We start from the raw sequence: 22,208 nt of genomic DNA, 5'->3' as shown, positions 1-22,208 counted from the left end.
GCTGACATGACGGGTACCCCCGCTTCCGCGGTGAATTCAGATGTGGCCGACGCCCGCGCCCGCCTCCGCGTTCTCACCGCGCTTGGTGAGGAAGGCGACCAGCACCGCCACGGCGGCGACCCCGGCGGCGACCAGGGACGCCAGGCTCATGCCGGAGATGAAGGTGTCGTGGGCGACGTCGGTGATCTTCGCGGCGATCTGTGCCGGGGTGCCCTCGGCCACGGGGGCGATGCCCTGCTGGACCAGCGGCTCGGCCTGTGCCAGCTGCTCCGGGGTGAGCTTCGGCAGCCCCGCGTCCGCCCAGTTGCCGACGAGGTCGTTGTCGACCTTGGAGGCCATCACCGCGCCCAGCACGGCCGTACCGAGGCTGCCGCCGATCTGCATGGCGGCCTGCTGGAGACCACCGGCGACACCGGAGAGTTCGAGCGGCGCGTTGCCGACGATGACCTCGGTGGCGCCGACCATGACGGGCGCGAGACCGAGACCCAGCAGGGCGAACCAGAGGGACATCACACCGCTGCCGGTGTCCGTCTCCAGCGTGGACATGCCGTACATGGCGAGCGCGGTGAGGGCCATGCCCCCGGCGAGCGGGATGCGCGGACCGACCTTGGTGATCATCACTCCGGCCAGCGGCGATCCGACGATCATCATGCCGGTGAGCGGGAGCAGGTGCAGACCGGCGTCGATCGGGCTCATGCCGTGCACGTTCTGCAGGTAGAAGGTGACGAAGAACAGGCCGCCCATGAAGGCGATGGCCATCAGGACCATCAGCACGACACCCGCGGACAGTGGTACGGAGCGGAACAGCGCCAGCGGGATCAGCGGCTCCTTCACCTTCGTCTCCCAGAAGGCGAAGGCCCCGAAGCCGGCGAACGAGCCGACGATGAACGACCAGGTCTGGACGTCGCCCCAGCCCCACTCGGGGGCCTTGATCAGGGCCCAGACGAGGCAGAACATCGCACCGGACAGCAGCGCGATGCCGAGCAGGTCGAAGGAGCGCGGCGCGTTCTCCGCGCGGTGGTCGAGCAGGATCCACGCACCGAGCGCGACGGCGAGGACGCCGACCGGCACGTTGATGAAGAACACCGACTGCCAGTTGACGTGCTCGACGAGGACACCGCCGAGGATCGGGCCGCCCGCGGTGGAGGCGCCGATGACCATGCCCCAGATGCCGATCGCCATGTTGAGCTTCTCGGCCGGGAACGTGGCCCGCAGCAGACCGAGGGCGGCCGGCATCAGCAGGGCGCCGAACAGACCCTGGAAGACACGGAAGACGATGACCATCGTGATGCCGTCGGACAGACCGATGGCCGCCGACGAGGCGGCGAAGCCCGCCACGCCGATGAGGAAGGTCTGCCGGTGGCCGAACCGGTCACCGAGCTTGCCCGCGGTGATCAGGGAGACCGCGAGGGCGAGGAAGTAGGCGTTGGTGATCCACTGGAGATCGGTCCAGGTGGCGCCCAGGTCCTTGCCGATGGCCGGGTTCGCGATGGCCACGATGGTGCCGTCGAGGGCCACCATCATGACGCCCACGGCAACGGTGATGAGGGTGAACCAGGGGTGCCCGCGCAGCCCCTTGCCCGGGGTCCCGTCCGACGGGGCGTCCGGCGTGCCGTCCCCCGGCCCCGTCTTGTCGATGGTGGTCTGACTAGTCATACGTTCGACAGTAATGTCAGCCACTGACAGTTGACAAACCAATTCACCAGTCGGTCACTGACAGGACACCCGCGTATAGCCTGAACTGGGGAAACAGTTCGAGGAGGAGCAATGGAGACGGTCGGGACCGCCGTGGGCGCGCTGCCGCGGCCGGGTCTGCGGGAGCGCAAGAAGCAGCGCACACGGGACGCGCTGGTCCGGGCCGCGCTGGAGCTGATCGCCACCCGCGGGTACGAGGAGACGACCGTCGACGACATCGCCGCGGCCGTCGACGTCTCGCAGCGCACCTTCTTCCGCTACTTCGCGAGCAAGGAGGAGGTGGCGTTCTTCGTCCCCCGGCTCGCGGAGTCGCACGTCGTCGAGGCCGCACGCGGACGCCCGCCGGGAGAGGCGCCGCTGGAGGCGCTGCGCCGGGCCGTGCTGGACAGCTGGGACGGCATCAACGAGGCCGTCGAACAGCTCGTCCCCCTGGAGCTGCACATGCGCGTCTACCGGGTCATCGAGTCGACGCCCGCCCTGCTCGCCGCCCATCTGCGGCGCGCGACGGAGCTGGAGGAGGAGCTGGCGCGCATCATCGCCGAGCGCGAGGGGCTCGACGTGGACGCCGACCCCCGGCCGAGGATCCTGGTGGCCGCGTTCGGCGGGGTGATCCGGGTGGCGGAGCGGCTCTGGTCCGCCGGGGACGATTTCAGCGTGGCGGCCATGCGGGACCTGATGACGGCCTGTCTGGACCATGTGGGACCGGCGCTCGCGGGGAACTGGCGTACGGATCGATCCCCGAAGCGGCACGACGAAACGTGATCCCGATCACTTGGGTCACGCGAGACTCTCCCGTTCTCCTAGTGTGTCCTTTCAGTGACTTCCTTCGACACCTCCCCGCAACTGAACGTCTGGCGCATGCTGCTCGCGCTCGCCGTCGTTTTCGTGATGCTGGCGACCACGGGCTGGACGGCGCTGCGCCATCAGCGCCACCCCGCTCCGCTCCAGGCATCGCTCAGCGCGTGGGAGCACGGCCGGATAGCCGGCCACCGGCTGCCGGACCCGGAGGCGGCGCCCGCACGGCTGGCCCGGTTCTTCGCCTCCCTCACCGCGGGGCAGCGCGCGAGTCTCGCCCGTCGCTATCCGCTCGCGGTCGGCAACATGAACGGCGCACCCGTCCAACTGCGCTACCGCGCCAACCGCATCGCGCTGGGGCAGGCCCGCAAGGTCGAACTCGAACGCGCGCACGACAACCGTCTCACCGCCTCGGGCCAGCGGCAGGCGGCACGCCGGATGGACCGCTTCGAGGCGCTGATGCGCCCCGGCCGGCACATCCTCGCCTTCGACCCGTCGGGCTCCGGCCGGGTCGCCGAGGTCTTCGGCGACCTGCGCGGGGCCGAGCGGATCTCGGTCGTCGTCCCCGGCGTCGACACCGACCTGCTCACCTTCCAGCGCACGAACCGCACGTACTCGGCCCCCGTCGGCATGGCGAAGTCCCTGTACGCGGCGGAGCGCGACACCGACCCCACGACCCGTACGGCCGTGATCGCCTGGGCCGACTACACCGCCCCCCGCGGGCTCGGCATGGACGCGGCCACGGCGATGCGCGCCGAGGACGGCGCGGTGCGGCTGGACGCGCTGGTGCGCGGACTGCCCGGGATCGCTCCGGTCTCGCTCTTCTGCCACAGCTACGGCTCCGTGGTGTGCGGGGTCGCCGCGCACACCCTGCCGGAGCGGGTGGCCGACATCGCGGTGGCCGGCAGCCCCGGCATGCGCGTCGAGAACGCCTCCCAACTGCGCACCACCGCCCGGGTGTGGGCGATGCGGGACGCCGACGACTGGATCCAGGACGTGCCGTACCTGGAGCTCGGCGGTCTGGGCCACGGGGCCGACCCGGTGACGGCGGAATTCGGTGCGCGGGTGCTGTCGGCACGGGAGGCCGAGGGCCACGCCGGGTACTTCGTACCGGGCACGGACAGTCTGCGGAACTTCGCCGAGATCGGTGTTGGCGCATACCGCGCGGTGTCCTGTGCGGGCGAGGAGGACCTCTGCCGGACGGGTTTGTCCGGTACGACCACTACCGGACGCGCGTAGAGGCGGAGATACTGCGGTATGCGTGGAGAAGGGACGGAGAAGCTCGTGCCGCATACGATGAGCCGCATGGGTGACGTACTGGCCGGATTTCATGCCGCCTGGGAGTTCGGGTCCGACTCCGTGCTCATCCGTTACGAACGGGGGATTCGAACACCCAAGCTGTTCCAGGCGCTCGGGGAGCGGCGTGTTCCGCTGGAGGCGGTCGAGGGGGTGACCCTCGCGCCCGGTAGGCGCGGGACGGTGGTCCTGCGGATCGAGCTCCGGCCCGGAGCCGATCCACTGCTGGAGGCCGCCTCCGGGCAGCTGAAGGAGAGCAGCGACCCCTACCGGCTGGTGCTGCCCGCCGAACGCGAGACGCTCGCCGAGTACTACGCCGACGAACTGCGCGCACAGCTCACCGAGTCCGGGCCCGCCGAACGCCATCTGGTGGCCGCACCCGAGGTGCCGCTGCAGTTCAAGGCGTACGACGGGAAGGCGACCTTCGACGGTACGGCGGTGGCGTTCCGGTGGTTCTGGACGGGGGCGTCGTCGGCGAAGTGGAAGGCCGGGGACCAGCGGTTCCCGGTGGGTGAGCTGAGCGGGGTGGAGTGGCGGTCGCCGGAGGTGTTCGAGGGGCATCTGCGGTTGCTGCGGCGGGATGCGGGGGCTCCGCCGGCGCAGGCCGATCAGGATCCGGCCGCGGTGGTGTTCGGGCTGGGGTACGGGCCCGTGCACGAGTCACTGCCGTTCGCGGCGGCCGTGCTGGCGGCGGTGCGGAACTGTGCGCCGGTGCCCGCGGTGTCCACGGCGCGGGCGCGCCGTGATCCCGCGGACATCGCCGAGCGGATCCGGCACTTGGGGGAGCTTCATCAGGCCGGCCTGGTGACCGATGAGGAGTTCTCCGTGAAGAAGGCGGAGTTGCTCGCGGAGCTTTAGCGTCTGCCGGGTGCGGTCGTGTTTCGGCCTCGGGCCCGGCTGCGGCTGGTCGCGCAGTTCCCCGCGCCCCCAGGTGGGTTGTTCTACTCCCTGCCTGCGGACGTGAACGCCATGTCCTTGTACCGGGTGCCTGCCACCTTCTCGGCGATGGGGTCCAGGAGGGCCAGTTCCTGCGGCGTCAGGATGATGTGCGTCGCCGCCGTGTTCTCCTCCACCCGGGTCGGCTTGCGGGTGCCCGGGATGGGGACGACCGGGAGGTCGTGGACCTCCGACTGCTGGTGGACCCAGGCCAGGGCGATCTGGCCGGGGGTGGCGTCGTGGGCCTTGGCGACGGTGCGGACCGGGTCCAGCAGGGCCGCGTTGGCCGTCGCGTTGGCGCCCGTGAAGCGGGGCATCCGGCGGCGGAAGTCGTCGGCCGTCAGGTCCTGGTCGGCGTCGGCGAAGGAGCCGGTCAGGAAGCCCCGCCCCAGCGGGGAGTACGGGACCAGGGTCACGCCCAGTTCGCGCGCGGCGGGTACGACCTTCGCCTCGATGTCCCGGCTGAACAGCGACCACTCCGACTGCACGGCGGCGATCGGGTGCACCCCGTGCGCGGCGCGCAGTTCACCGGCCGTGACCTCGCTCAGGCCCAGCTGCTTGACCTTGCCCTCGCGCACCAGCTCGGCCATGACGCCGACGGTCTCCTCGATCGGCACGTCCACATCGCGCCGGTGCATGTAGTAGAGGTCGATCACGTCGACGTCCAGGCGCTTCAGGCTCGCCTCGACGCACTCGCGGATGTACGGCGCGTCGTTGCGGATGATCCGCCGGGTCGGGTCGTCCGGCGGGATCGACAGGGCGAACTTGGTGGCGATGACCACCTCGTCCCGGTGCGCCGTGAAGAACGGGGCGAGGAACCGCTCGTTCTCCCCCGCGCCGTACGCGTCCGCCGTGTCGTAGAGCGTGACGCCGAGTTCCAGGGCCCGCTCCAGGGTCGCCCGGGAGACGTCCGCGTCCGCGGGCCCGTACGCGAAGCTCATGCCCATGCAGCCGAGGCCCTGCACGCCCACCTCGGGGCCGCCCTCGCCCAGTGCCGCCGTACCGATCCTGCCGTCGCTCATCGTGCCCTCTCCGACGCCAGGGCGCGCCCGGCGTCCGCGTAGAAATCGATCTTCCGGTCGAGCACGGCGAGCGTGCCCTGGAGTTCGGCGATCCGGGACAGTACGTCCTCGCGGGTCCGCTGCAGCAGTTCGAAACGCTCGGTGTACGTGTGATCGCCCGCGCGGACCAGTTCCGCGTACCGCACCATGTCCGCGACCGGCATCCCGGTCAGGCGGAGCTTGCCGACGAGGGCGAGCCAGTCGAGGTCACGGTTGCTGTAGCGCCGCTGGCCGGTGTGGGACCGGTCGATGTGCGGCATCAGCCCGATGCGCTCGTACCAGCGCAGGGTGTGCGCCGTCAGCCCGGTGAGGGCGACGACCTCGCTGATCGTGTACTTGTCCGCGCCGTCCGGCCGCCGATCCCGCTGCGGCGGCCCGGCGCAGGTGTCCGCGCCGGTCCCCGTGGTGGTCTCCGTCTCCGTCACCGTCATGGTCCCCACGCTAGAACGCTGGAGTGCACTCCAAGCAAACGACGAAGGTGAGAAACGGACGGGACGCGGAGACGGGTGGCTGATTGGCGTACGGTCATGACCTCTGCACGCCGTGCGACACCCGAGGACGCGGAGGAAGTGCTGCGTCTGCGCCAGGTGATGATCGACTCGATGCCCCTGTCCGACCCGTCCACGGCCTGGCACGCCGAGTCGCTGTACGTCGCGCTGGGCTTCAGGCCGAGGCCGGACCCCTTGCTGGAGCCGACCCTCTGAGCGCTTAGGCTCGACGGCATGTCGCTGAAGAGCCTCGCGTTGATCGAGAACTGGCCGGTTCCCACCGCCGCGGCGGGTGTCGTACGGGCGGACGGCACCGTCCTGGGCACGCACGGCCCGACCGGGCACCGCTTCCCGCTGGCCTCGGTCACCAAACCGCTGGCGGCGTACGCGGTGCTCGTGGCGTACGAGGAGGGCGCGATCGAGCTGGACGAACCGGCGGGCCCGGAGGGCTCGACGGTCCGTCACCTGCTCGCGCACACCTCGGGGCTCGCCTTCGACGAGCACAGGGCGACCTCGGCACCGGGTGAGCGGCGCCTGTACTCCAACGCCGGTTTCGAGCAGCTCGGCGACCATGTCGCGAAGGCGACGGAGATCCCGTTCGCGGAGTACCTGCGGCAGGCGGTGCTGGAGCCGCTGGGCATGACCGGAACCTCGTTGGAGGGCTCCCCCGCGAAGGACGCCGTCTCCACGGTGGACGACCTACTGCGCTTCGCCGCCGAGGTGCAGGCCCCGCGCCTCCTCGACCCCCGCACGGTCGCCACCGCGATGACCGTCCAGTACCCGGGCACGAAGGGCGTCCTGCCGGGCTACGGCCACCAGAACCCCAACGACTGGGGCCTCGGCTTCGAGATCCGCGACTCCAAGTCCCCGCACTGGACGGGCGCCTCGTCCTCACCGCGCGCCTTCGGCCACTTCGGCCAGTCGGGCACGTTCCTGTGGATCGACCCCGACGCGGGCGTGGCGTGCGCGGCCCTCGCCGACCGCGCCTTCGGCCCGTGGGCGGCCGAGGCGTGGCCGCCGTTCACCGACGCGGTGCTCGCGGAGCTGCGCGGCTGAGCCCCGCGCACCGGCCGGCGGCCCCCACGACCACCGGCCGGCTCCGGCTCCCCGTGCCGGTCACCCGCCCGTCGGCGGCTGGTCCTTCACGGGGAGGGCCCACAGGACCCAGTACGGGTCGTCCCAGTCGCAGTAGTAGTTCACGTACCCGTGGGCGAGGGCGTACTGCCCGTCATCCACGCACGCGAGTTTGTCCCTCCATCCAGAGATCGCCACGTAGCCCCAGGGGTTGGTGTCGGCGGCGGACGCCGGGGCCGCGGTCAGCGGAACGGTGACCAGCGCGGTGCCGATCGCGACAGCGGCGATACGGGAACGCCACGACTTCATACGTCTCTCCTCACGGACGGAGCCGGACCCGGCGATGCCGGCCATCGGCCCTGGGCAACTTGCCGGGAAGCACAACGGCCGGAACCACGGCGGCGGTTCAACGCGCCCGGGAGGAGCTGTGCGGCCGGGCCTGCCCGTGGGACTCACGGAAGCATGACGTCCGTGTCCGCATGCCGTCACGATGCCGTACGGGCCGGAGCCCCGGCGGTCTCCCTGCCGCATCCTCGACCCGACCGGCCGGGCATCCGGACCGGATGACCGCGGCACACGGGGGAACGACACGCGTACCACCCACAGGAGTCGGAAGACCCGCGCCGTGGGAGCGGCGGCTCTCACCGCCCTCCTCGCCGTCACGGCCTGCGAGCCGGGCGCCGCGGACACCGGCGGGGGCACCACCCCGGGCCCGAGCGAGTCCCGCGGCGAAGAGACCGCCACCGCTACGGCCACCGCCTGCTCCGACGCCGACCTCTCGATCACCACGGCGGTCTACCCACGCGACGAGGTCCGGCACCTCCTCCTCACCTCCACCAACACGGGCGACGAGGAATGCGCCCTGTTCCGCCACCCCGTCGTCCGCTTCGACGGCGGCCCGGAGGACCAGGTCGGCCCGATGGAGTCCGAGATGCAGGACCCCGTGATCGCGCCGGGCGGGAAGGCGTACGCGGGCATGCTCCTCTTCCGGATCGGCGCACAGACCGACGCCGTGGAGACGATGACCGTCACCCTCCAGGGCGGCGCCGAGGACACCGAGCCGATCGAGGCCCCGCTGCCCGACGGGACGACCTTCCTCGACATCGACGACAACCCCCTGGTCACCTGCTGGAACGCCGACCGGGAGACCACCGAGAAGACCATGTTCCAGGCCGCCGGCGGCACCTGACCTCACGCCAGGCACTCGAACCACACCGTCTTGCCCCGCCCGTCGGGCCGGAGCAGGAAGCAGAGCGGTCACCAGCCCCGCATCTCCCACAGCAGCAGCTCCGCCGCCGGGCTCACGGCGACCGCCTCGGCGTCCTTCGTGTCCGTGAGGCGGGCCGCGTCGCCCGGGCCCAGCTCCTCGCCGTCCAGGCGGAGACGGCCGCGGACGACATGGGCATACACGTACGCCCCGTCCGGTACGGCGGTCCGCTCCCCCGCCGTCAGCCGGCGTACGTGGAGCATCGCGCCCGCCTCCGGGAGGGCGTACGGGGTGGAGTCCGCTATGCCCCGGACGACCTCGTAGCAGGGGTCGCCGCCCGGCTCCAGCGGGGCCAGCCACATCTGGAGGAAGGTGAGGGGGCGGTCGCCGGCGTTGCGTTCCACGTGGCGGACGCCCGACGCGGCGCTCAGGCGCTGGACGTCGCCGGGGCGGATCACCGTCTCCTCGCCCGTGGAGTCGCGGTGGGTCAGCTCGCCCTCCACCACCCACGTCACGATCTCGGTGTGGCTGTGCGGGTGCTCGTCGAAGCCGGCGCCGGGGGCGAGGTGCTCCTCGTTGCAGGCGATCACCGCGCCGAAGCGGAGGTTGTCCGGGTCGTAGTGGGGGCCGAAGGAGAAGGCGTGCCACGTCTCGATTCCGGCCGCCGGATCGCCGCCCTGGTAGCGCTCGTGCGCGCGCCGTACGTCCGTCACACGGTCCACCGTAGACCCGGCGACACGCGCGGCCGTACCGATAAGGCAGTCTTGTCCCCGTGCCCGAACCCGAAACCAGTACCCACCACGCCGCCGCACGCCCCGCCCATCCGCATGCCGCGACGCTGAAGCGGCTGGAGAGGTCGTCCGGCAGTCTCGCCGCGCAGGCGATCGCGCGGATGGACGAGACGCTGTCCTGGTACCGGGCCATGCCCCCGGAGAACCGTTCCTGGATCGGCCTGGTCGCGCAGGCGGGCATCGCCGCGTTCACCGAGTGGTTCCGGCGCCCGGACGCCCCGCAGGCCATCTCCACCGATGTGTTCGGCACCGCGCCGCGCGAGCTGACCCGGGCGATCACGCTGCGGCAGACCGTGGAGATGGTGCGCACCACCATCGAGGTCATGGAGTCCGCGATCGACGAGGTGGCGGCGCCCGGCGACGAGAGCGTGCTGCGTGAGGCGCTGCTGGTGTACGCCCGTGAGATCGCCTTCGCCACCGCCCAGGTGTACGCGCAGGCCGCCGAGGCACGGGGTGCCTGGGACGCGCGGCTGGAGTCGCTGGTGGTGAACGCGGTGCTCAGCGGTGAGGCCGACGAGGGGGCCGTGTCACGGGCCGCCGCCCTGGGGTGGAACTCGCCCGATCATGTGTGCGTGGTGCTGGGCACCGCGCCGGACGGGGACTCCGAGCTGACCGTGGAGGCCATCCGGCGGGCCGCCCGGCACGCCAAGCTCCAGGTGCTGACCGGGGTGCTCGGCGACCGGCTGGTGGTGATCGCGGGCGGCAGCGACAACCCGCTGGGGGTCGCGAAGTCGCTGATCGGGCCGTATGCGGCGGGGCCGGTGGTCGCCGGTCCGGTGGTTCCCGATCTGCTGGCCGCGACCCGGTCCGCGCAGGCCGCCGCGGCGGGGCTCAAGGCGTGTTCCGCCTGGCAGGACGCCCCGCGCCCGGTGCTGGCGGACGATCTGCTGCCGGAGCGGGCGATCGCCTCGGACCCCTCGGCCCGCGAGCAGTTGGTGGAGGAGATCTACAGACCGCTGGAGGAGGCCGGGGCCGCGCTGCTGGAGACGCTCAGTGTCTATCTGGAGCAGGCGAGCAGTCTCGAAGGCGCGGCGCGGATGCTGTTCGTTCACCCCAACACCGTTCGTTACCGGCTTCGACGTGTGACTGACGTCACCGGATGGTCACCCTCCGATGTACGCTCTGCGTTCACGCTGCGGATCGCGCTGATCCTGGGGCGTCTGGCCGACGGCGATCCTCATCCCTAGCCTTTTGTCGGGGCCCCACAAAACCGCCTCCTGTTCTTCGTCCTTGTCCCCACCGGCGGCCGTGGCCGTCCCCAAGAGAGAGTGTGAGAGTGCTCGTACTCGTCGCTCCCGGCCAGGGTGCCCAGACTCCCGGCTTTCTGACTGAATGGCTCGACCTCCCCGGTGCCGGGGAGCGCGTCGCCGTGTGGTCCGACGCCATCGGACTCGACCTCGTCCACTACGGCACGAAGGCCGACGCGGACGCGATCCGTGACACGGCCGTCGCCCAGCCGCTGCTGGTCGCGGCCGGGCTGCTGTCCGCCTCCGCACTCGGAGACGTGGCACCCGGTGCCGTCGCCGGTCACAGCGTCGGTGAGATCACCGCCGCCGCCTTCGCGGGCGTCCTCGACGACACCGCCGCGCTCTCCCTGGTCCGCGAGCGGGGTCTGGCCATGGCCGACGCCGCCGCGATCACCGAGACCGGCATGGCGGCGCTGCTCGGCGGCGACCCCGGGACGACCGTGGCGCACCTGGAGAAGCTGGGCCTGACCCCGGCCAACATCAACGGCGCGGGCCAGATCGTCGCGGCCGGCACCAGGGAGCAGCTCGCCGCGCTGGAGGCGGACAAGCCCGAAGGGGTGCGCCGGGTCGTCATGCTGCAGGTGGCCGGTGCCTTCCACACGCACCACATGGGGCCTGCCGTGGACACGCTGGCGAAGGCCGCCGAGGCCCTGACGCCGGGCGACCCGAAGGTCACCTACGTGTCGAACAAGGACGGCAAGGCGGTCGGGACCGGCGCCGAGGTGCTCGACCGCCTGGTCGGCCAGGTCGCCAACCCGGTCCGCTGGGACCTGTGCATGGAGACCTTCAAGGAGCTCGGCGTCACCGCCCTCCTGGAGGTGTGCCCCGGCGGCACGCTGACCGGCCTCGCCAAGCGCGCCCTGCCCGGTGTGCGGACGCTGGCCCTGAAGACCCCCGCCGACCTCGACGCGGCCCGCGAGCTCGTCGCCGAGCACACCGCCTGACCGCCCTAAGGAGCCGACCCGCATGGCGAAGATCAAGCCCAGCAAGGGCGCCCCGTACGCGCGCATCCTCGGCGTGGGCGGCTACCGGCCCACCCGGGTCGTGCCGAACGAGGTGATCCTGGAGACGATCGACTCGTCCGACGAGTGGATCCGCTCGCGCTCCGGCATCGAGACCCGGCACTGGGCGTCCGACGAGGAGACCGTCGCCGCGATGTCGGTCGAGGCGTCCGGCAAGGCGATCGCGGACGCCGGGATCGACGCCTCGCAGATCGGCGCCGTCGTCGTCTCTACCGTCTCGCACTTCAGCCAGACCCCGGCCGTCGCGACCGAGATCGCCCACAAGCTGGGCACGGACAAGGCCGCCGCCTTCGACATCTCGGCCGGCTGCGCGGGCTTCGGGTACGGGCTGACCCTGGCCAAGGGCATGGTGGTGGAAGGTTCCGCCGAGTACGTGCTCGTCATCGGCGTGGAGCGGCTGAGCGACCTGACCGACCTGGAGGACCGGGCCACGGCCTTCCTCTTCGGTGACGGCGCGGGCGCGGTGGTCGTCGGCCCCTCCCAGGAGCCCGCGATCGGTCCGACCGTGTGGGGCTCGGAGGGCGACAAGTCCGAGACCATCAAGCAGACCGTGCCGTGGACGGACTACCGCGACGGGACCGTCGAGAAGTTCCCCGCGATCACTCAGGAAGGCCAGGCGGTGTTCCGCTGGGCCGTGTTCGAGATGGCGAAGGTCGCCCAGCAGGCGCTGGACGCGGCCGGGATCACCGCGGACGAACTGGACGTCTTCATCCCGCACCAGGCCAATGTGCGGATCATCGACTCGATGGTGAAGACCCTGAAACTGCCGGAGCACGTCATGGTCGCCCGTGACATCCGCACCACCGGCAACACCTCGGCCGCCTCGATCCCGCTCGCGATGGAGCGGCTCCTGGCGACCGGCGAGGCGAAGAGCGGCGACACCGCGCTCGTCATCGGCTTCGGGGCGGGTCTCGTCTACGCCGCTACGGTCGTTACCCTCCCCTAGGCACTCCGTGCCGGATCATCGGTCCGGTACGCGAGGAACCACCACCCCATCCTCTGGAATCACAACGAAGGAGCGCCACCATGGCCGCCACTCAGGAAGAGATCGTCGCCGGTCTCGCGGAGATCGTGAACGAGATCGCCGGCATCCCGGTTGAGGACGTCCAGCTGGACAAGTCCTTCACCGACGACCTGGACGTCGACTCGCTGTCCATGGTCGAGGTCGTCGTCGCCGCCGAAGAGCGCTTCGACGTCAAGATCCCGGACGACGACGTCAAGAACCTCAAGACGGTCGGCGACGCGACCGACTACATCCTCAAGCACCAGGCCTGAGCCCTGCCGGGCCTCCCGTCCGCGTTCCGCCGGTACGGGAGGCCCGGAGGCCGGGAACCCCGGCCCCGCCACCCGGCGGTGGCGCCGTACGAATCCTCGTAGATCCGTTGGAGAGAGCATTCCGATGAGCCCGACCAATCGCACCGTGGTCGTCACCGGTATCGGCGCAACCACACCGCTGGGTGGCGACGCAGCCTCGACCTGGGAGGGACTGGTCGCCGGACGTTCCGGCGTCAAGGCCCTCACGGAGGAGTGGGCCGCCGAGCAGGCGGTCCGTATCGCGGCCCGGGTGGCCGTGGAGCCCACCGAGGTCATCCCCCGGCCGCAGGCCCGCCGCCTGGACCGCTCGGCGCAGTTCGCGCTGATCGCGGCCAAGGAGGCGTGGGCCGACGCCGGTTTCGAAGCCAGGGCCGGTGAGGACCCGAGCGTCGACCCGGACCGGCTGGGCGCGGTCATCGCCTCCGGCATCGGCGGTGTGACGACCCTGCTGGACCAGCACGACGTGCTGAAGGAGAAGGGCGTACGCCGTGTCTCCCCGCACACCGTCCCCATGCTGATGCCGAACGGCCCGTCCGCGAACGTGGGTCTCGCGGTGGGCGCCCGCGCCGGTGTGCACACCCCGGTCTCCGCGTGCGCGTCGGGCGCCGAGGCCATCGGTTACGGCATCGAGATGATCCGCACCGGCCGTGCCGACGTCGTCGTCGCGGGCGGCACGGAGGCGGCGATCCACCCGCTGCCGATCGCCGCGTTCGGCAACATGATGGCGATGTCCAAGAACAACGACGACCCCGAGGGCGCGTCGCGTCCCTACGACGTCGCCCGTGACGGCTTCGTCATGGGCGAGGGCGCGGGTGTCGTCGTGCTGGAGTCCGCCGAGCACGCGGCCGCGCGTGGTGCGCGTGTCTACGCGGAGGCGGTCGGGCAGGGGATCTCGGCCGACGCGCACGACATCGTGCAGCCCGAGCCGGAGGGGCGGGGCATCTCGCACGCCCTGCAGAACCTGCTGGAGCGGACGGATCTGGATCCGGCGGAGATCGTGCACGTCAACGCGCACGCGACGTCCACTCCGGCCGGTGACATCGCGGAGCTGAAGGCTCTGCGGAAGGTGTTCGGGGACGACGCGGACCACTTCGCGGTCTCCGCGACGAAGTCGATGACGGGGCATCTGCTGGGTGGGGCGGGTGGGGTGGAGTCCGTGGCCACCGTGCTCGCGCTGTACCACCGGGTGGCTCCGCCGACGATCAATGTCGAGAACCTTGATCCTGAGGCCGAGGCGGTTGCGGATGTCGTCCGGGGGGAGGCGCGGAAGTTGCCCGTGTCCGGGCGGATCGCCGCGTTGAACGACTCGTTCGGGTTCGGTGGGCACAACGTGGTGCTGGCGTTCCGGTCTGTGTGACCGGGTCTGTTTGAAGGGCCTTCACCCTTGGCGGGGTGGGGGCCCTTTGCCGTGCGGCGCTGTGGGGGTGTGCCGGGGGTTTTTCGCCCCCGCCGCCCTTACCCTTCCCGTCCTCAAGGGGCTTCGCCCCTTTGACCCCAAGTGGTCGGCTGCGGGTTCGTCGTGGCTTGTCGCGCAGTTCCCCGCGCCCCTGTCGGGGCGGTTGGTCGCGCCCGCGCGGCGGAGCCGCATGTCGGTACAGCCCCGCGCCCCTGTCGGGGCGGTTGGTCGCGCCCGTGCGGCGGAGCCGCATGTCGGTACGATCCCGCGCCCCTTTCAGGGGCGTTGCACCTCTCGGTGTTTTCTAGACCACCTGGTGGAGCCAGCGGACCGGGGCGCCTTCGCCTGCGTAGCGGAAGGGTTCGAGTTCGTCGTCCCAGGGTTTGCCGAGGAGCTTGGCGATTTCCGATTCCAGGTCGGTCTGCTCGGCCCGGGAGCGGGTCAGGGCGGCGCGGAGGCGGTCCTCGGGGATGAGGATGTCGCCGTGGATGCCGGTGACGGCGTGGAAGATGCCCAGGTCGGGGGTGCAGCTGTAGCGCTCGCCCTCGGCGGTGGGGCAGGGTTCCGAGGTGACCTCGAAGCGCAGCATCTGCCAGCCGCGCAGCGCGGAGGCGAGTTTGGAGGCGGTGCCGGCCTGGCCCTGCCAGGAGAACTCCGAGCGCCAGGTGCCGGGGGCGGCGGGCTGGCGGATCCAGTCCAGACTGACGCGCGTGCCGAGCACCCCGGCGATGGCCCACTCGACGTGCGGGCACAACGCGCGCGGCGCGGAGTGCACGTACAGAACTCCACGAGTCGTCACCGGAACCTCCGGACGGAACAGGCGCGGTCCGGGTGGACCGCGTTGATGGCGAGGCTACCGTGCGACGGCGCAAGGAGTGTGACGTACCGTCGGTCCCGGTGCCGGGAAACCTCCAGCATTCACCCGGCAGGACGCCTGTACGGGGATGCAATGAACACACCACGACACACGGGGAGGCGACGGATGGAGCAGGCGGTGCGGAGGCCGGCCCGGCGTTCACGGGCGGCCGTGCTCGCCGTGGTGGCGGCCGTCACGCTGGGCGTGGCCGGCTGTGATGCCGTCGGCGGCGGCTCCCCCGCCCCGTCGGGCACCGCGGCGGAGAAGGGGCGGCCGTCCCCGAAGCCCACGCCCGTGTGGGACACCAGTCCCGAGTCGGTCGCCGCCGTGGGGGACTCGATCACGCGCGGCTTCGACGCGTGCGCGGTGCTGACGGACTGCCCCGAGGTGTCGTGGGCGACGGGCGGCAGCGAGGAGGTCGACAGTCTCGCCGTACGGCTGCTGGGGCGGGCGGGGGCGGCCGAGCGGAGCTGGAACCACTCGGCGACCGGGGCCCGGATGGCGGATCTGCCGGGGCAGATGGCACGGGCGGTGCGGCGGAGTCCGGAGCTGGTGGCGGTGATGGCCGGGGCGAACGACGCCTGCCGGGAGACGACGTCGGCGATGACGTCGGTGGACGACTTCCGGGCCGACTTCCAGGAGGCGATGCGCACGCTGCGCGAGGCGCTGCCCAAGGCGCAGGTGTATGTGGCGAGCGTGCCGAACCTGATGCGGCTCTGGTCGCAGGGGCGGACCAATCCGCTGGGCAAGCAGGTGTGGAAGCTGGGCATCTGCCCGTCGATGCTGGGGGACGCGGACGCGCTGGACGCGGCGGCGACGCTGCGGCGCGAGACGGTGCAGGACCGGGTGGAGGACTACAACGAGGTGCTGGAGGAGGTCTGCGCGAAGGACCGCCGCTGCCGCTACGACGGCGGCGCGGTGTACGAGTACCGTTTCGGCACCGACGAGTTGAGCCGCTGGGACTGGTTCCATCCCAGTGTCGAGGGGCAGGCCGAGCTGGCCGGGATCGCGTACCGGACGGTCACGGCGAAGCAGCCGTGACTTATTGTTTCGCACATGAACGAACTCTTCGGCACACTTTCCGACGGCACGCCGGTGCACCGCTGGACCCTGGAGCGGGCGGGCGTACGGGTGCGGATCCTGTCCTACGGCGGGATCGTGCAGGACGTCGAGGTGCCGGACCGGGACGGACGGACCGGGAACGTGGTGCTGGGTTTCTCCGACCTGGACGGCTACCTCCGGCACCCGGAACCCTTCCTGGGCGCCCTGATCGGCCGGTACGCCAACCGGATCGCGGGCGCCCGCTTCTCCCTGGCGGGGCGCGACCACACGCTCGCCGCGAACAACGGGCCGAACTCGCTGCACGGTGGTGAGCGGGGCTTCGACAAGCGGGTGTGGGACGCGAGCCCGGTCGAACACGGTCTGCGGCTCTCCCTGGTCGGCGAGGACGGCGAGGAGGGCTTCCCGGGCCGCCTGGAGGTCTCCGTGACGTACACGCTGGACGAGCGGGGCGCGCTGGGGATCGCGTACGAGGCGGTGACGGACGCGCCGACGCACGTGAACCTGACGAACCACTCGTACTGGAACCTGGCCGGCGCCGGCTCCGGCAGCGCGGCCGGGCACGAGCTGCGGCTCGCGGCCTCCCGCTACACCCCGTCCGACGCGGACCTGATCCCGAGCGGCGAGCTCGCCGACGTCTCCGGGACCCGTTTCGACTTCCGTGAGGCGCGGAAGACGGGCACCGGGTACGACGACAACTTCGTGCTCGACAAGGGGGTGACGGCGGCCGCCGAGGAGGTCGCCGAGCTGTACGACCCGGGGTCGGGCCGGGTGCTGACGGTGGCGACCACCGAGCCCGGCATGCAGCTCTACACCTCGGACCACATCGGGGAGCCCTTCACCCCCGGTGACGGCATCGCGCTGGAGACCCAGCACTTCCCGGACTCCCCGAACCGTCCGGAGTTCCCGAGCACGGTCCTGAAGCCGGGCGAGGTGTTCCGGTCGGAGACGGTGTACGGGTTCGGGGTGCGGTAGGGCCTGTCCGGCCTCCGCTCGCACATAAGCCCCGGTCCGGGGTCAGGGTCCCGGACCGGGGCTGCTCATGTGGGTGCTTCCCGGATCAGACGTTAATCGCTGTGGTGGGATCACGGTCCTCGATCAGCATGCCCGCTTGAATCTCGTACGAAGCCTTCACATATGCCCGCGATGTGGTGGGGTCGCGCTGCCCGGTGCGCTTTACGGGGTGCCCCGCGTCGGTGTGGGCCGGGAGTGGGGTTGCGCGGCCCGGCGCCGTACGGGGTGCCCCGGCATGGGTGTGGGCCGGGGGTGGTTCGCGCTGCCCGGCGCTTGCGGGGTGCCTCCCCTCACTCTCGGCTCCGCTCGAGCGGGAGGTGCCCCCACCGCCCACCCGTGCCGCCCTGGGGGCACCTCCCAGGCCCTTGAGGCACTGGGGGAGGCACGACTGCCCGCGGGAACGGCGGCACGCGGCCCGTGGCGTGGATCGTGGCGGGCGCGCGATACTGCGGGCTTCGGCATCCCCGTACCCCACGACGACGGAAGGCCCAACTCCCTTGAGATCCGTACGTGTTCGCATCGGTGTTCTCGGTCTGGCCCTGTTGACCGGTCTCACCGCCCCTACGACCGCGACCGCCGCCGGGACAGCCCCCTCCCCCACCGTCGAGGAACGCCGCCTGGACGGGGCCGCCCCGCAGGAGATACTCCGCCGTTCCGGATTCGCCGACGTGGCACCGGAGTTGGCCCGTGCGCTCGACCACGCGTACTCCTACGCCCAGGCCCGCCGTGCCGTCGTGCGCGAGGGGACCCGGTTGTGGCGCAGGGCCGTCGACCGGGCGCAGGGGCGTGGCCCGGCGGGTGGAGACCTCAGCCGGGACGACGACCGGCCGCTGTACTGGGCGCGACTCGGGATGACCCGTGAACTGCGCAGCTGGGAGCCGGGGTTCCGGCTGGGCGACGACCGGCGGGCGCGGCTGCTCGACGAGCTGGAGCGGACCTCGCGCGGGCAGACCGCCATCCGCTATCCGCACGGGAAGGGCATGAAGCGGGTCCTGCTGACCGGTTTCGACCCGTTCACCCTGGACCGGGACATCCGTATCTCCAATCCGTCCGGCGCGGTCGCGCTCGCCCTCGACGGCACGGTGATCGAGACCGCGGACGGGCCCGCGCGCATCGAGACGGCCGTGTTCCCGGTGCGCTGGCGGGACTTCGCGGAGGGGACGGTGGAGCGGGCGCTGCGGCCGCAACTGCCGGGGGTCGACCTGTTCACCACCGTCAGTCAGGGCCGGGTGGGCCGCTTCGACGTCGAGCGGACCAACGGGGCCTGGCGGGGCGGCTTCGGGGACAACGAGAACATCGGCCGCACGGAGACGATCCCGGTCACCGACCCGGCCTCGCAGCCCCAGTGGACGTCCACGACACTGCCGTACGCGGAGATCGTCGCCGCGGACACCGGGCGGTTCCCGGTGTACGACAACACGGGCGTCACCGAGATCCCGGCGGGAGGCACCGAGCCCGTCGTACGGCCTCAGGGTCCGACGCCCGGCTCGACGGCGCGGGCCGGGGGCGGCGGGGACTACCTGTCCAACGAGATCGCCTACCGGGCGACCCTGCTCCGGGACCGGCTCGGGCTGCACGACAGGCTGCCGGGCGGGCACGTGCACACGCCCGTGCTGCGGTTCGGCGCCGGGAACACCACCGAGGTCACCGACCCCGAGTTCGTGCGGAACCGGCTGGACATCATCGAGCAGGTGCGGTCGATCGTGACCGTGGCGGTCAGTGCGACGGAGCGAACGCGAGGCTGACGCCGAGGCCGGCCAGGACGGACCCGATCACCTTGTTGAGGACCTTCTGGCCTCGCAGCATCAGGGTGCGCATCCGGTCGTGGGAGAAGAACACCGCGACGACGCCGAACCACAGCAGGTGGGCGAGCGACATGAACAGCCCGTAGCCCACCTGCTGGAGGACCGGTGTGCCGGGGCTGACGACCTGCGCGAAGGTCGAGACGACGAACAGGGTCGTCTTCGGGTTGAGGACGTTGGTCAGGAAGCCGGTGCGCAGCGCCGCGAACGGGGTCAGCTCCGTCCTGTTCTCCAGGTCGACGGTGACCTCGCCGCGGGTGCGGAAGGTACGGACGCCGACGTACACGAGGTAGGCCGCGCCGACCAGCTTGATCACCGTGAAGAGGAAGGTCGAGGAGGCGATCAGCAGGCCGACGCCGAGCATCGTGTAGGTGACGTGGACCAGGACACCGGCGGCGACGCCGAGGGCGCCGAGCAGGCCGGTGCGGCGGCCGTGGAGGTAGCTGTTGCGGACCACCATGGCGAAGTCGGCGCCCGGCGCGATCACGGCCAGGACGGTGATGACGGCGACGGCGAGCACCTCGGTCACGACGTGACGCCCTCCTCCTCGGGCTTCTCCGCGTCGTCCCCGGCGGTCGTCTCCTCACCGAGCAGGTCGCGGGCCATCAGCGTGGCGCCGGCGACCGCGCCGGGCATCAGGAACACGGCGACGAACGGGACGAGGAAGGCCAGCCCCAGGGGTGTGCCGAAGCCCCAGACGAGGGTCTTGCGGGAGCGCAGCAGGCGGAGCCGCTCGCGCAGTTCGACCCCGCGTCGCTGGAGCGCGACGGCGGTGAGCTCCTCGGTGAGGAAGAACCCGGTGACGAAGAACCCGATCACCGGTACGACGGTCTGCCCGGCCACCGGGACGAACCCGAGCGCGAACAGCAGCACGCCCCACACCAGGGCCCGTACGACGATACGGAGGCTGTCGCGGGCCGAGATCCACAGCTCCCGCCACAGCGGCAGCCCCGACTCGGGCGCGGTGCCGTCGGGCGAGACGTCACGGTCGACCTCCTCGGAGAGCTTCTCGTAGAACGGCTGCCCGACGAGCAGGGTCACCGCGGTGAAGGTGAGCACGGACAGCAGCAGACCGAGCGCGAACAGCACGGCGGTGAGGAAGCCGCGGAACAGCCCGGCCCAGGGGCTGGACCAGTCGTCGGCGAACGGGGTCGCCCAGGTGACGAAGTCCTCCCCCCACAGCGCCAGGGCGACGAGCGCCGCCGCGTACAGCACCAGGGTGATCAGCCCCGGCAGCAGCCCGAACCCGAACTGCCTGCCGTGCCGGGCCACCCACCGCTGGCCCTTCAGGAGATACCGGAAACCCGCCCCAAGATCGCGCATGGGGGAGACTTTATCGGGGCCGGGCAGGGTGCCTTGCCCCGCATCGGTCGAGGGGGCGGTACATGACCACCATGGAGTTCCGGCTCGTACGCACGGGCCCCGAGTACAGAGCGCCGCACATGCGGAAGACACACGTCTGGACCGGGACACTGCCCGGTGGTGGAGGGGTCGAGTTGGCATACCCCCAGGACGCGAACTCCTTAGTGCACAAGCTGACCGCCCGGGTGACGGGCGAATCGGTACCGGCGTTGGCCTTCCACGGCCTCGGCTTCCGCGGCGCCCCGCGCATGGCGTTGATGAAGCTCGAAGCCGACGGCCGCACCGCCGGGCTGCGCCGACGCCATCTGGCCGTCACCGAGCAGGACCGCGCCCTGCGCATCGAGCTCTCCGGACGCTCCTACCGTTACCAGGAGCTGGGCGGCAGGCTCCGGCACGAGCTGCGGCGCGAGGGGGCCGTCGTCACGATGACGCGCTCGGAGTGGCGGCATCCGCAGAGCCTCTCCGGTGTCACGCAGGGTGAGGCCGACGCGCTGGATCTCGGGCTCGCGATCCTGTTGGAGGGCGTCTACACGCGCAACCTCTCCTTCGGCGGCGCGCTCTTCTCGTGGCCCGGGCGTTTTCTGCGCCGGATGAGTTTCCTCGGGTACTTCATGGGCTCCCACTGACTCCCGCCCGGCACGGGCAAGGGCCGCACCCCACGTCCAAGGGTGCGGCCCCCGTCGTACGCAACGACCGTCACCGGTGCCGCGTCACGGCCGTGTCAGAGCTTGACGATCATCTTTCCGGTGTTGTCGCCGCGCAGGACGCCGAGGAACGCCTCGAGGTTGTTCTCGATGCCCTCGACGACCGTCTCGCGGTACTTCAGCTCGCCCGAGCGGACCCAGGGGCCGACCTCCTGGACGAACTGCGGCTGGAGGTCGTAGTGGTCGCCGACGAGGAAGCCCTCGATGCGGCCGCGGGTCTGGATCAGCCGGGCGAGGTTGCGGGGGCCGGGGGCGGGCTCGGTGTTGTTGTAGACCGAGATCATCCCGCAGACCGCGATACGGCCGTCCCGGTTGAGGGACCCGATGGCCGCCTCCAGGTGGTCGCCGCCGACGTTGTCGAAGTAGACGTCGACGCCGTCCGGGGCGGCGGCGCGCAGCTGCTCGCTCACGGGGCCGGTCTTGTAGTTGAAGGCGGCGTCGAAGCCGTACTCCTCGACGAGCAGCTTCACCTTCTCGTCGGAGCCGGCCGAGCCGATCACCCGCGAGGCGCCCTTGAGCTTGGCGAGCTGTCCGACCTGGCTGCCGACGGCACCCGCGGCACCGGACACGAAGACGGAGTCGCCCTCCTTGAAGGAGGCGGTGCGCAGCAGGCCGGCGTAGGCGGTGAGGCCGGTCATGCCCAGCACGCCCAGGTACGCCGAGAGGGGCGCCGCCTCCGGGTCCACCTTGACGGCGTTCCTCGCGTCCACGACGGCGTACTCGCGCCAGCCGAAGAAGTGCAGGACGTGGTCGCCGGCCGCGATGCCGTCGGCGTTCGAGGCGACGACCTCGCCGACGGCTCCGCCCTGCATGGCCTTGCCCAGCTCGTACGGGGCGACGTAGGACTTCGCGGCACTCATCCGGCCGCGCATGTACGGGTCGACGGAGAGGTACTTGTTCCGTACGAGCACCTGGCCCTCGGCCGGGGCGGGGACCTCCGTCTCGACGAGGGCGAAGTCCTCGGGCTTCGGCCAGCCGACGGGGCGGCTCAGCAGATGCCACTCGCGGCCGGTGGTGGGGAGTGTGGGGGCGGTCATGGCCTGGCACCTTTCCTCGGATAGTTCATTACCTGAAACAACCATGCGGCTG

The 22,208-nt window shown here is 71.3% G+C and carries 23 protein-coding genes and 1 pseudogene; 15 read left to right on the top strand and 9 right to left on the bottom strand.

All coding sequences use genetic code 11. The features are described from left to right. Positions 1 to 36: 36 nt before the first annotated feature. Positions 37 to 1,656 carry an MFS transporter gene (locus ACIA6T_RS05430; protein ID WP_399445228.1) on the bottom strand — a complete coding sequence of 540 codons (1,620 nt, stop codon included), beginning with the start codon at positions 1,654 to 1,656 and terminating at the stop codon, positions 37 to 39. 111 nt (positions 1,657 to 1,767) lie between these two features. Here ACIA6T_RS05430 and ACIA6T_RS05425 point away from each other — a divergent pair, with 111 nt between their 5' ends. The 3 genes from ACIA6T_RS05425 (at position 1,768) to ACIA6T_RS05415 (ending at position 4,644) form a co-directional block, all read left to right on the top strand. Next, positions 1,768 to 2,457, top strand: coding sequence for a TetR family transcriptional regulator (locus tag ACIA6T_RS05425; RefSeq protein ID WP_399445227.1), 690 nt, complete (start codon positions 1,768 to 1,770; stop codon positions 2,455 to 2,457). 54 nt (positions 2,458 to 2,511) lie between these two features. Beyond that, positions 2,512 to 3,729 carry an alpha/beta hydrolase gene (locus ACIA6T_RS05420; RefSeq protein ID WP_399445226.1) on the top strand — a complete coding sequence of 406 codons (1,218 nt, stop codon included), beginning with the start codon at positions 2,512 to 2,514 and terminating at the stop codon, positions 3,727 to 3,729. A gap of 66 nt (positions 3,730 to 3,795) precedes the next feature. Continuing rightward, on the top strand, positions 3,796 to 4,644 hold the full coding sequence (locus tag ACIA6T_RS05415; protein ID WP_399445225.1) for a DUF4429 domain-containing protein: 849 nt from the start codon (positions 3,796 to 3,798) through the stop codon (positions 4,642 to 4,644). 83 nt (positions 4,645 to 4,727) lie between these two features. Here ACIA6T_RS05415 and ACIA6T_RS05410 read toward each other — a convergent pair whose 3' ends face one another. Together ACIA6T_RS05410 and ACIA6T_RS05405 are read right to left on the bottom strand one after the other, a co-directional pair. Continuing rightward, positions 4,728 to 5,744, bottom strand: coding sequence for an aldo/keto reductase (locus tag ACIA6T_RS05410; protein WP_399445224.1), 1,017 nt, complete (start codon positions 5,742 to 5,744; stop codon positions 4,728 to 4,730). Further along, complete coding sequence (locus ACIA6T_RS05405; RefSeq protein ID WP_399445223.1) at positions 5,741 to 6,214, bottom strand: MerR family transcriptional regulator; 474 nt, start codon at positions 6,212 to 6,214, stop codon at positions 5,741 to 5,743. The genes ACIA6T_RS05410 and ACIA6T_RS05405 overlap by 4 nt, the downstream gene beginning before the upstream one ends. A gap of 96 nt (positions 6,215 to 6,310) precedes the next feature. Between ACIA6T_RS05405 and ACIA6T_RS05400 the strand changes: the two are divergent. Together ACIA6T_RS05400 and ACIA6T_RS05395 are read left to right on the top strand one after the other, a co-directional pair. Further along, positions 6,311 to 6,430: pseudogene (locus ACIA6T_RS05400) on the top strand (GNAT family N-acetyltransferase); the annotation flags it as partial. Positions 6,431 to 6,505: 75 nt separating this feature from the next. Then, positions 6,506 to 7,327 (top strand): serine hydrolase domain-containing protein, encoded by an 822-nt coding sequence (locus ACIA6T_RS05395; RefSeq protein WP_399445222.1) that lies wholly within the window; start codon positions 6,506 to 6,508, stop codon positions 7,325 to 7,327. Positions 7,328 to 7,387: 60 nt separating this feature from the next. Here the strand turns inward: ACIA6T_RS05395 and ACIA6T_RS05390 are convergent, their stop codons facing one another. Then, positions 7,388 to 7,654 (bottom strand): hypothetical protein, encoded by a 267-nt coding sequence (locus ACIA6T_RS05390; RefSeq protein ID WP_399445221.1) that lies wholly within the window; start codon positions 7,652 to 7,654, stop codon positions 7,388 to 7,390. Between the two features lie 316 nt (positions 7,655 to 7,970). Between ACIA6T_RS05390 and ACIA6T_RS05385 the strand changes: the two genes are divergently transcribed. Continuing rightward, the gene (locus ACIA6T_RS05385; protein ID WP_399445220.1) at positions 7,971 to 8,534 is read left to right on the top strand and encodes a DUF4232 domain-containing protein; all 564 of its coding nucleotides are present in this window, start codon (positions 7,971 to 7,973) and stop codon (positions 8,532 to 8,534) included. Positions 8,535 to 8,602: 68 nt separating this feature from the next. Here ACIA6T_RS05385 and ACIA6T_RS05380 read toward each other — a convergent pair whose 3' ends face one another. Further along, positions 8,603 to 9,274, bottom strand: coding sequence for a pirin family protein (locus ACIA6T_RS05380; RefSeq protein WP_399445219.1), 672 nt, complete (start codon positions 9,272 to 9,274; stop codon positions 8,603 to 8,605). A gap of 50 nt (positions 9,275 to 9,324) precedes the next feature. Between ACIA6T_RS05380 and fasR the strand changes: the two genes are divergently transcribed. From fasR to fabF, 5 genes are all read left to right on the top strand, one after another. Then, positions 9,325 to 10,530, top strand: coding sequence for a fatty acid biosynthesis transcriptional regulator FasR (gene fasR / locus ACIA6T_RS05375; protein WP_399445218.1), 1,206 nt, complete (start codon positions 9,325 to 9,327; stop codon positions 10,528 to 10,530). Positions 10,531 to 10,619: 89 nt separating this feature from the next. Further along, positions 10,620 to 11,534: an ACP S-malonyltransferase gene (locus tag ACIA6T_RS05370; protein ID WP_399445217.1), complete on the top strand. Its 915-nt coding sequence runs from the start codon at positions 10,620 to 10,622 to the stop codon at positions 11,532 to 11,534. A gap of 22 nt (positions 11,535 to 11,556) precedes the next feature. After that, positions 11,557 to 12,558 (top strand): ketoacyl-ACP synthase III, encoded by a 1,002-nt coding sequence (locus tag ACIA6T_RS05365; protein WP_399445216.1) that lies wholly within the window; start codon positions 11,557 to 11,559, stop codon positions 12,556 to 12,558. Between the two features lie 80 nt (positions 12,559 to 12,638). Further along, positions 12,639 to 12,887: an acyl carrier protein gene (locus ACIA6T_RS05360; RefSeq protein WP_004931691.1), complete on the top strand. Its 249-nt coding sequence runs from the start codon at positions 12,639 to 12,641 to the stop codon at positions 12,885 to 12,887. A gap of 124 nt (positions 12,888 to 13,011) precedes the next feature. Continuing rightward, positions 13,012 to 14,283: a beta-ketoacyl-ACP synthase II gene (gene fabF, locus ACIA6T_RS05355; protein ID WP_399445215.1), complete on the top strand. Its 1,272-nt coding sequence runs from the start codon at positions 13,012 to 13,014 to the stop codon at positions 14,281 to 14,283. A 343-nt stretch (positions 14,284 to 14,626) separates the two neighbouring features. On the opposite strand, the gene ACIA6T_RS05350 is transcribed toward fabF, so the two are convergent. After that, positions 14,627 to 15,121, bottom strand: coding sequence for a DUF3145 domain-containing protein (locus ACIA6T_RS05350; RefSeq protein ID WP_399445214.1), 495 nt, complete (start codon positions 15,119 to 15,121; stop codon positions 14,627 to 14,629). A gap of 183 nt (positions 15,122 to 15,304) precedes the next feature. On the opposite strand from ACIA6T_RS05350, the gene ACIA6T_RS05345 reads away from it, so the two are divergent. The 3 genes from ACIA6T_RS05345 (at position 15,305) to ACIA6T_RS05335 (ending at position 18,996) form a co-directional block, all read left to right on the top strand. Next, positions 15,305 to 16,219, top strand: coding sequence for an SGNH/GDSL hydrolase family protein (locus ACIA6T_RS05345; protein ID WP_399445213.1), 915 nt, complete (start codon positions 15,305 to 15,307; stop codon positions 16,217 to 16,219). A gap of 15 nt (positions 16,220 to 16,234) precedes the next feature. Then, positions 16,235 to 17,212: an aldose epimerase family protein gene (locus ACIA6T_RS05340; RefSeq protein ID WP_399445212.1), complete on the top strand. Its 978-nt coding sequence runs from the start codon at positions 16,235 to 16,237 to the stop codon at positions 17,210 to 17,212. Positions 17,213 to 17,748: 536 nt separating this feature from the next. Next, positions 17,749 to 18,996 (top strand): pyroglutamyl peptidase, encoded by a 1,248-nt coding sequence (locus tag ACIA6T_RS05335; RefSeq protein WP_399445211.1) that lies wholly within the window; start codon positions 17,749 to 17,751, stop codon positions 18,994 to 18,996. On the opposite strand, the gene ACIA6T_RS05330 is transcribed toward ACIA6T_RS05335, so the two are convergent. Together ACIA6T_RS05330 and ACIA6T_RS05325 are read right to left on the bottom strand one after the other, a co-directional pair. Next, positions 18,968 to 19,582 (bottom strand): LysE family translocator, encoded by a 615-nt coding sequence (locus ACIA6T_RS05330; protein ID WP_399445210.1) that lies wholly within the window; start codon positions 19,580 to 19,582, stop codon positions 18,968 to 18,970. The genes ACIA6T_RS05335 and ACIA6T_RS05330 overlap by 29 nt on opposite strands. Beyond that, positions 19,579 to 20,376 carry an EI24 domain-containing protein gene (locus tag ACIA6T_RS05325; RefSeq protein ID WP_399445209.1) on the bottom strand — a complete coding sequence of 266 codons (798 nt, stop codon included), beginning with the start codon at positions 20,374 to 20,376 and terminating at the stop codon, positions 19,579 to 19,581. Before ACIA6T_RS05325 ends, ACIA6T_RS05330 begins: the two co-directional genes overlap by 4 nt. Before the next feature lie 62 nt (positions 20,377 to 20,438). Between ACIA6T_RS05325 and ACIA6T_RS05320 the strand changes: the two genes are divergently transcribed. Continuing rightward, positions 20,439 to 21,041 carry a hypothetical protein gene (locus ACIA6T_RS05320; RefSeq protein ID WP_399445208.1) on the top strand — a complete coding sequence of 201 codons (603 nt, stop codon included), beginning with the start codon at positions 20,439 to 20,441 and terminating at the stop codon, positions 21,039 to 21,041. Positions 21,042 to 21,136: 95 nt separating this feature from the next. Here ACIA6T_RS05320 and ACIA6T_RS05315 read toward each other — a convergent pair whose 3' ends face one another. Next, on the bottom strand, positions 21,137 to 22,156 hold the full coding sequence (locus tag ACIA6T_RS05315) for an NADP-dependent oxidoreductase (RefSeq protein WP_399445207.1): 1,020 nt from the start codon (positions 22,154 to 22,156) through the stop codon (positions 21,137 to 21,139). Positions 22,157 to 22,208: the final 52 nt, after the last annotated feature.

The organism is Streptomyces sp. NPDC051740 (assembly GCF_044453165.1).
GTDB lineage: Bacteria > Actinomycetota > Actinomycetes > Streptomycetales > Streptomycetaceae > Streptomyces > Streptomyces atrovirens.
This window is presented reverse-complemented; position numbering and strand designations above follow the sequence as displayed.

What these genes read in the sequence shown, in the direction of transcription:
- ACIA6T_RS05430 (WP_399445228.1), bottom strand. Translation starts at nt 1,656, where the DNA reads ATGACTAGTCAGACCACCATCGACAAGACGGGGCCGGGGGACGGCACG.
- ACIA6T_RS05425 (WP_399445227.1), top strand. Translation starts at nt 1,768, where the DNA reads ATGGAGACGGTCGGGACCGCCGTGGGCGCGCTGCCGCGGCCGGGTCTG.
- ACIA6T_RS05415 (WP_399445225.1), top strand. Translation starts at nt 3,796, where the DNA reads ATGGGTGACGTACTGGCCGGATTTCATGCCGCCTGGGAGTTCGGGTCC.
- ACIA6T_RS05410 (WP_399445224.1), bottom strand. Translation starts at nt 5,744, where the DNA reads ATGAGCGACGGCAGGATCGGTACGGCGGCACTGGGCGAGGGCGGCCCC.
- ACIA6T_RS05405 (WP_399445223.1), bottom strand. Translation starts at nt 6,214, where the DNA reads ATGACGGTGACGGAGACGGAGACCACCACGGGGACCGGCGCGGACACC.
- ACIA6T_RS05395 (WP_399445222.1), top strand. Translation starts at nt 6,506, where the DNA reads ATGTCGCTGAAGAGCCTCGCGTTGATCGAGAACTGGCCGGTTCCCACC.
- ACIA6T_RS05390 (WP_399445221.1), bottom strand. Translation starts at nt 7,654, where the DNA reads ATGAAGTCGTGGCGTTCCCGTATCGCCGCTGTCGCGATCGGCACCGCG.
- ACIA6T_RS05365 (WP_399445216.1), top strand. Translation starts at nt 11,557, where the DNA reads ATGGCGAAGATCAAGCCCAGCAAGGGCGCCCCGTACGCGCGCATCCTC.
- ACIA6T_RS05360 (WP_004931691.1), top strand. Translation starts at nt 12,639, where the DNA reads ATGGCCGCCACTCAGGAAGAGATCGTCGCCGGTCTCGCGGAGATCGTG.
- fabF (WP_399445215.1), top strand. Translation starts at nt 13,012, where the DNA reads ATGAGCCCGACCAATCGCACCGTGGTCGTCACCGGTATCGGCGCAACC.
- ACIA6T_RS05345 (WP_399445213.1), top strand. Translation starts at nt 15,305, where the DNA reads ATGGAGCAGGCGGTGCGGAGGCCGGCCCGGCGTTCACGGGCGGCCGTG.
- ACIA6T_RS05340 (WP_399445212.1), top strand. Translation starts at nt 16,235, where the DNA reads ATGAACGAACTCTTCGGCACACTTTCCGACGGCACGCCGGTGCACCGC.
- ACIA6T_RS05325 (WP_399445209.1), bottom strand. Translation starts at nt 20,376, where the DNA reads ATGCGCGATCTTGGGGCGGGTTTCCGGTATCTCCTGAAGGGCCAGCGG.
- ACIA6T_RS05320 (WP_399445208.1), top strand. Translation starts at nt 20,439, where the DNA reads ATGACCACCATGGAGTTCCGGCTCGTACGCACGGGCCCCGAGTACAGA.
- ACIA6T_RS05315 (WP_399445207.1), bottom strand. Translation starts at nt 22,156, where the DNA reads ATGACCGCCCCCACACTCCCCACCACCGGCCGCGAGTGGCATCTGCTG.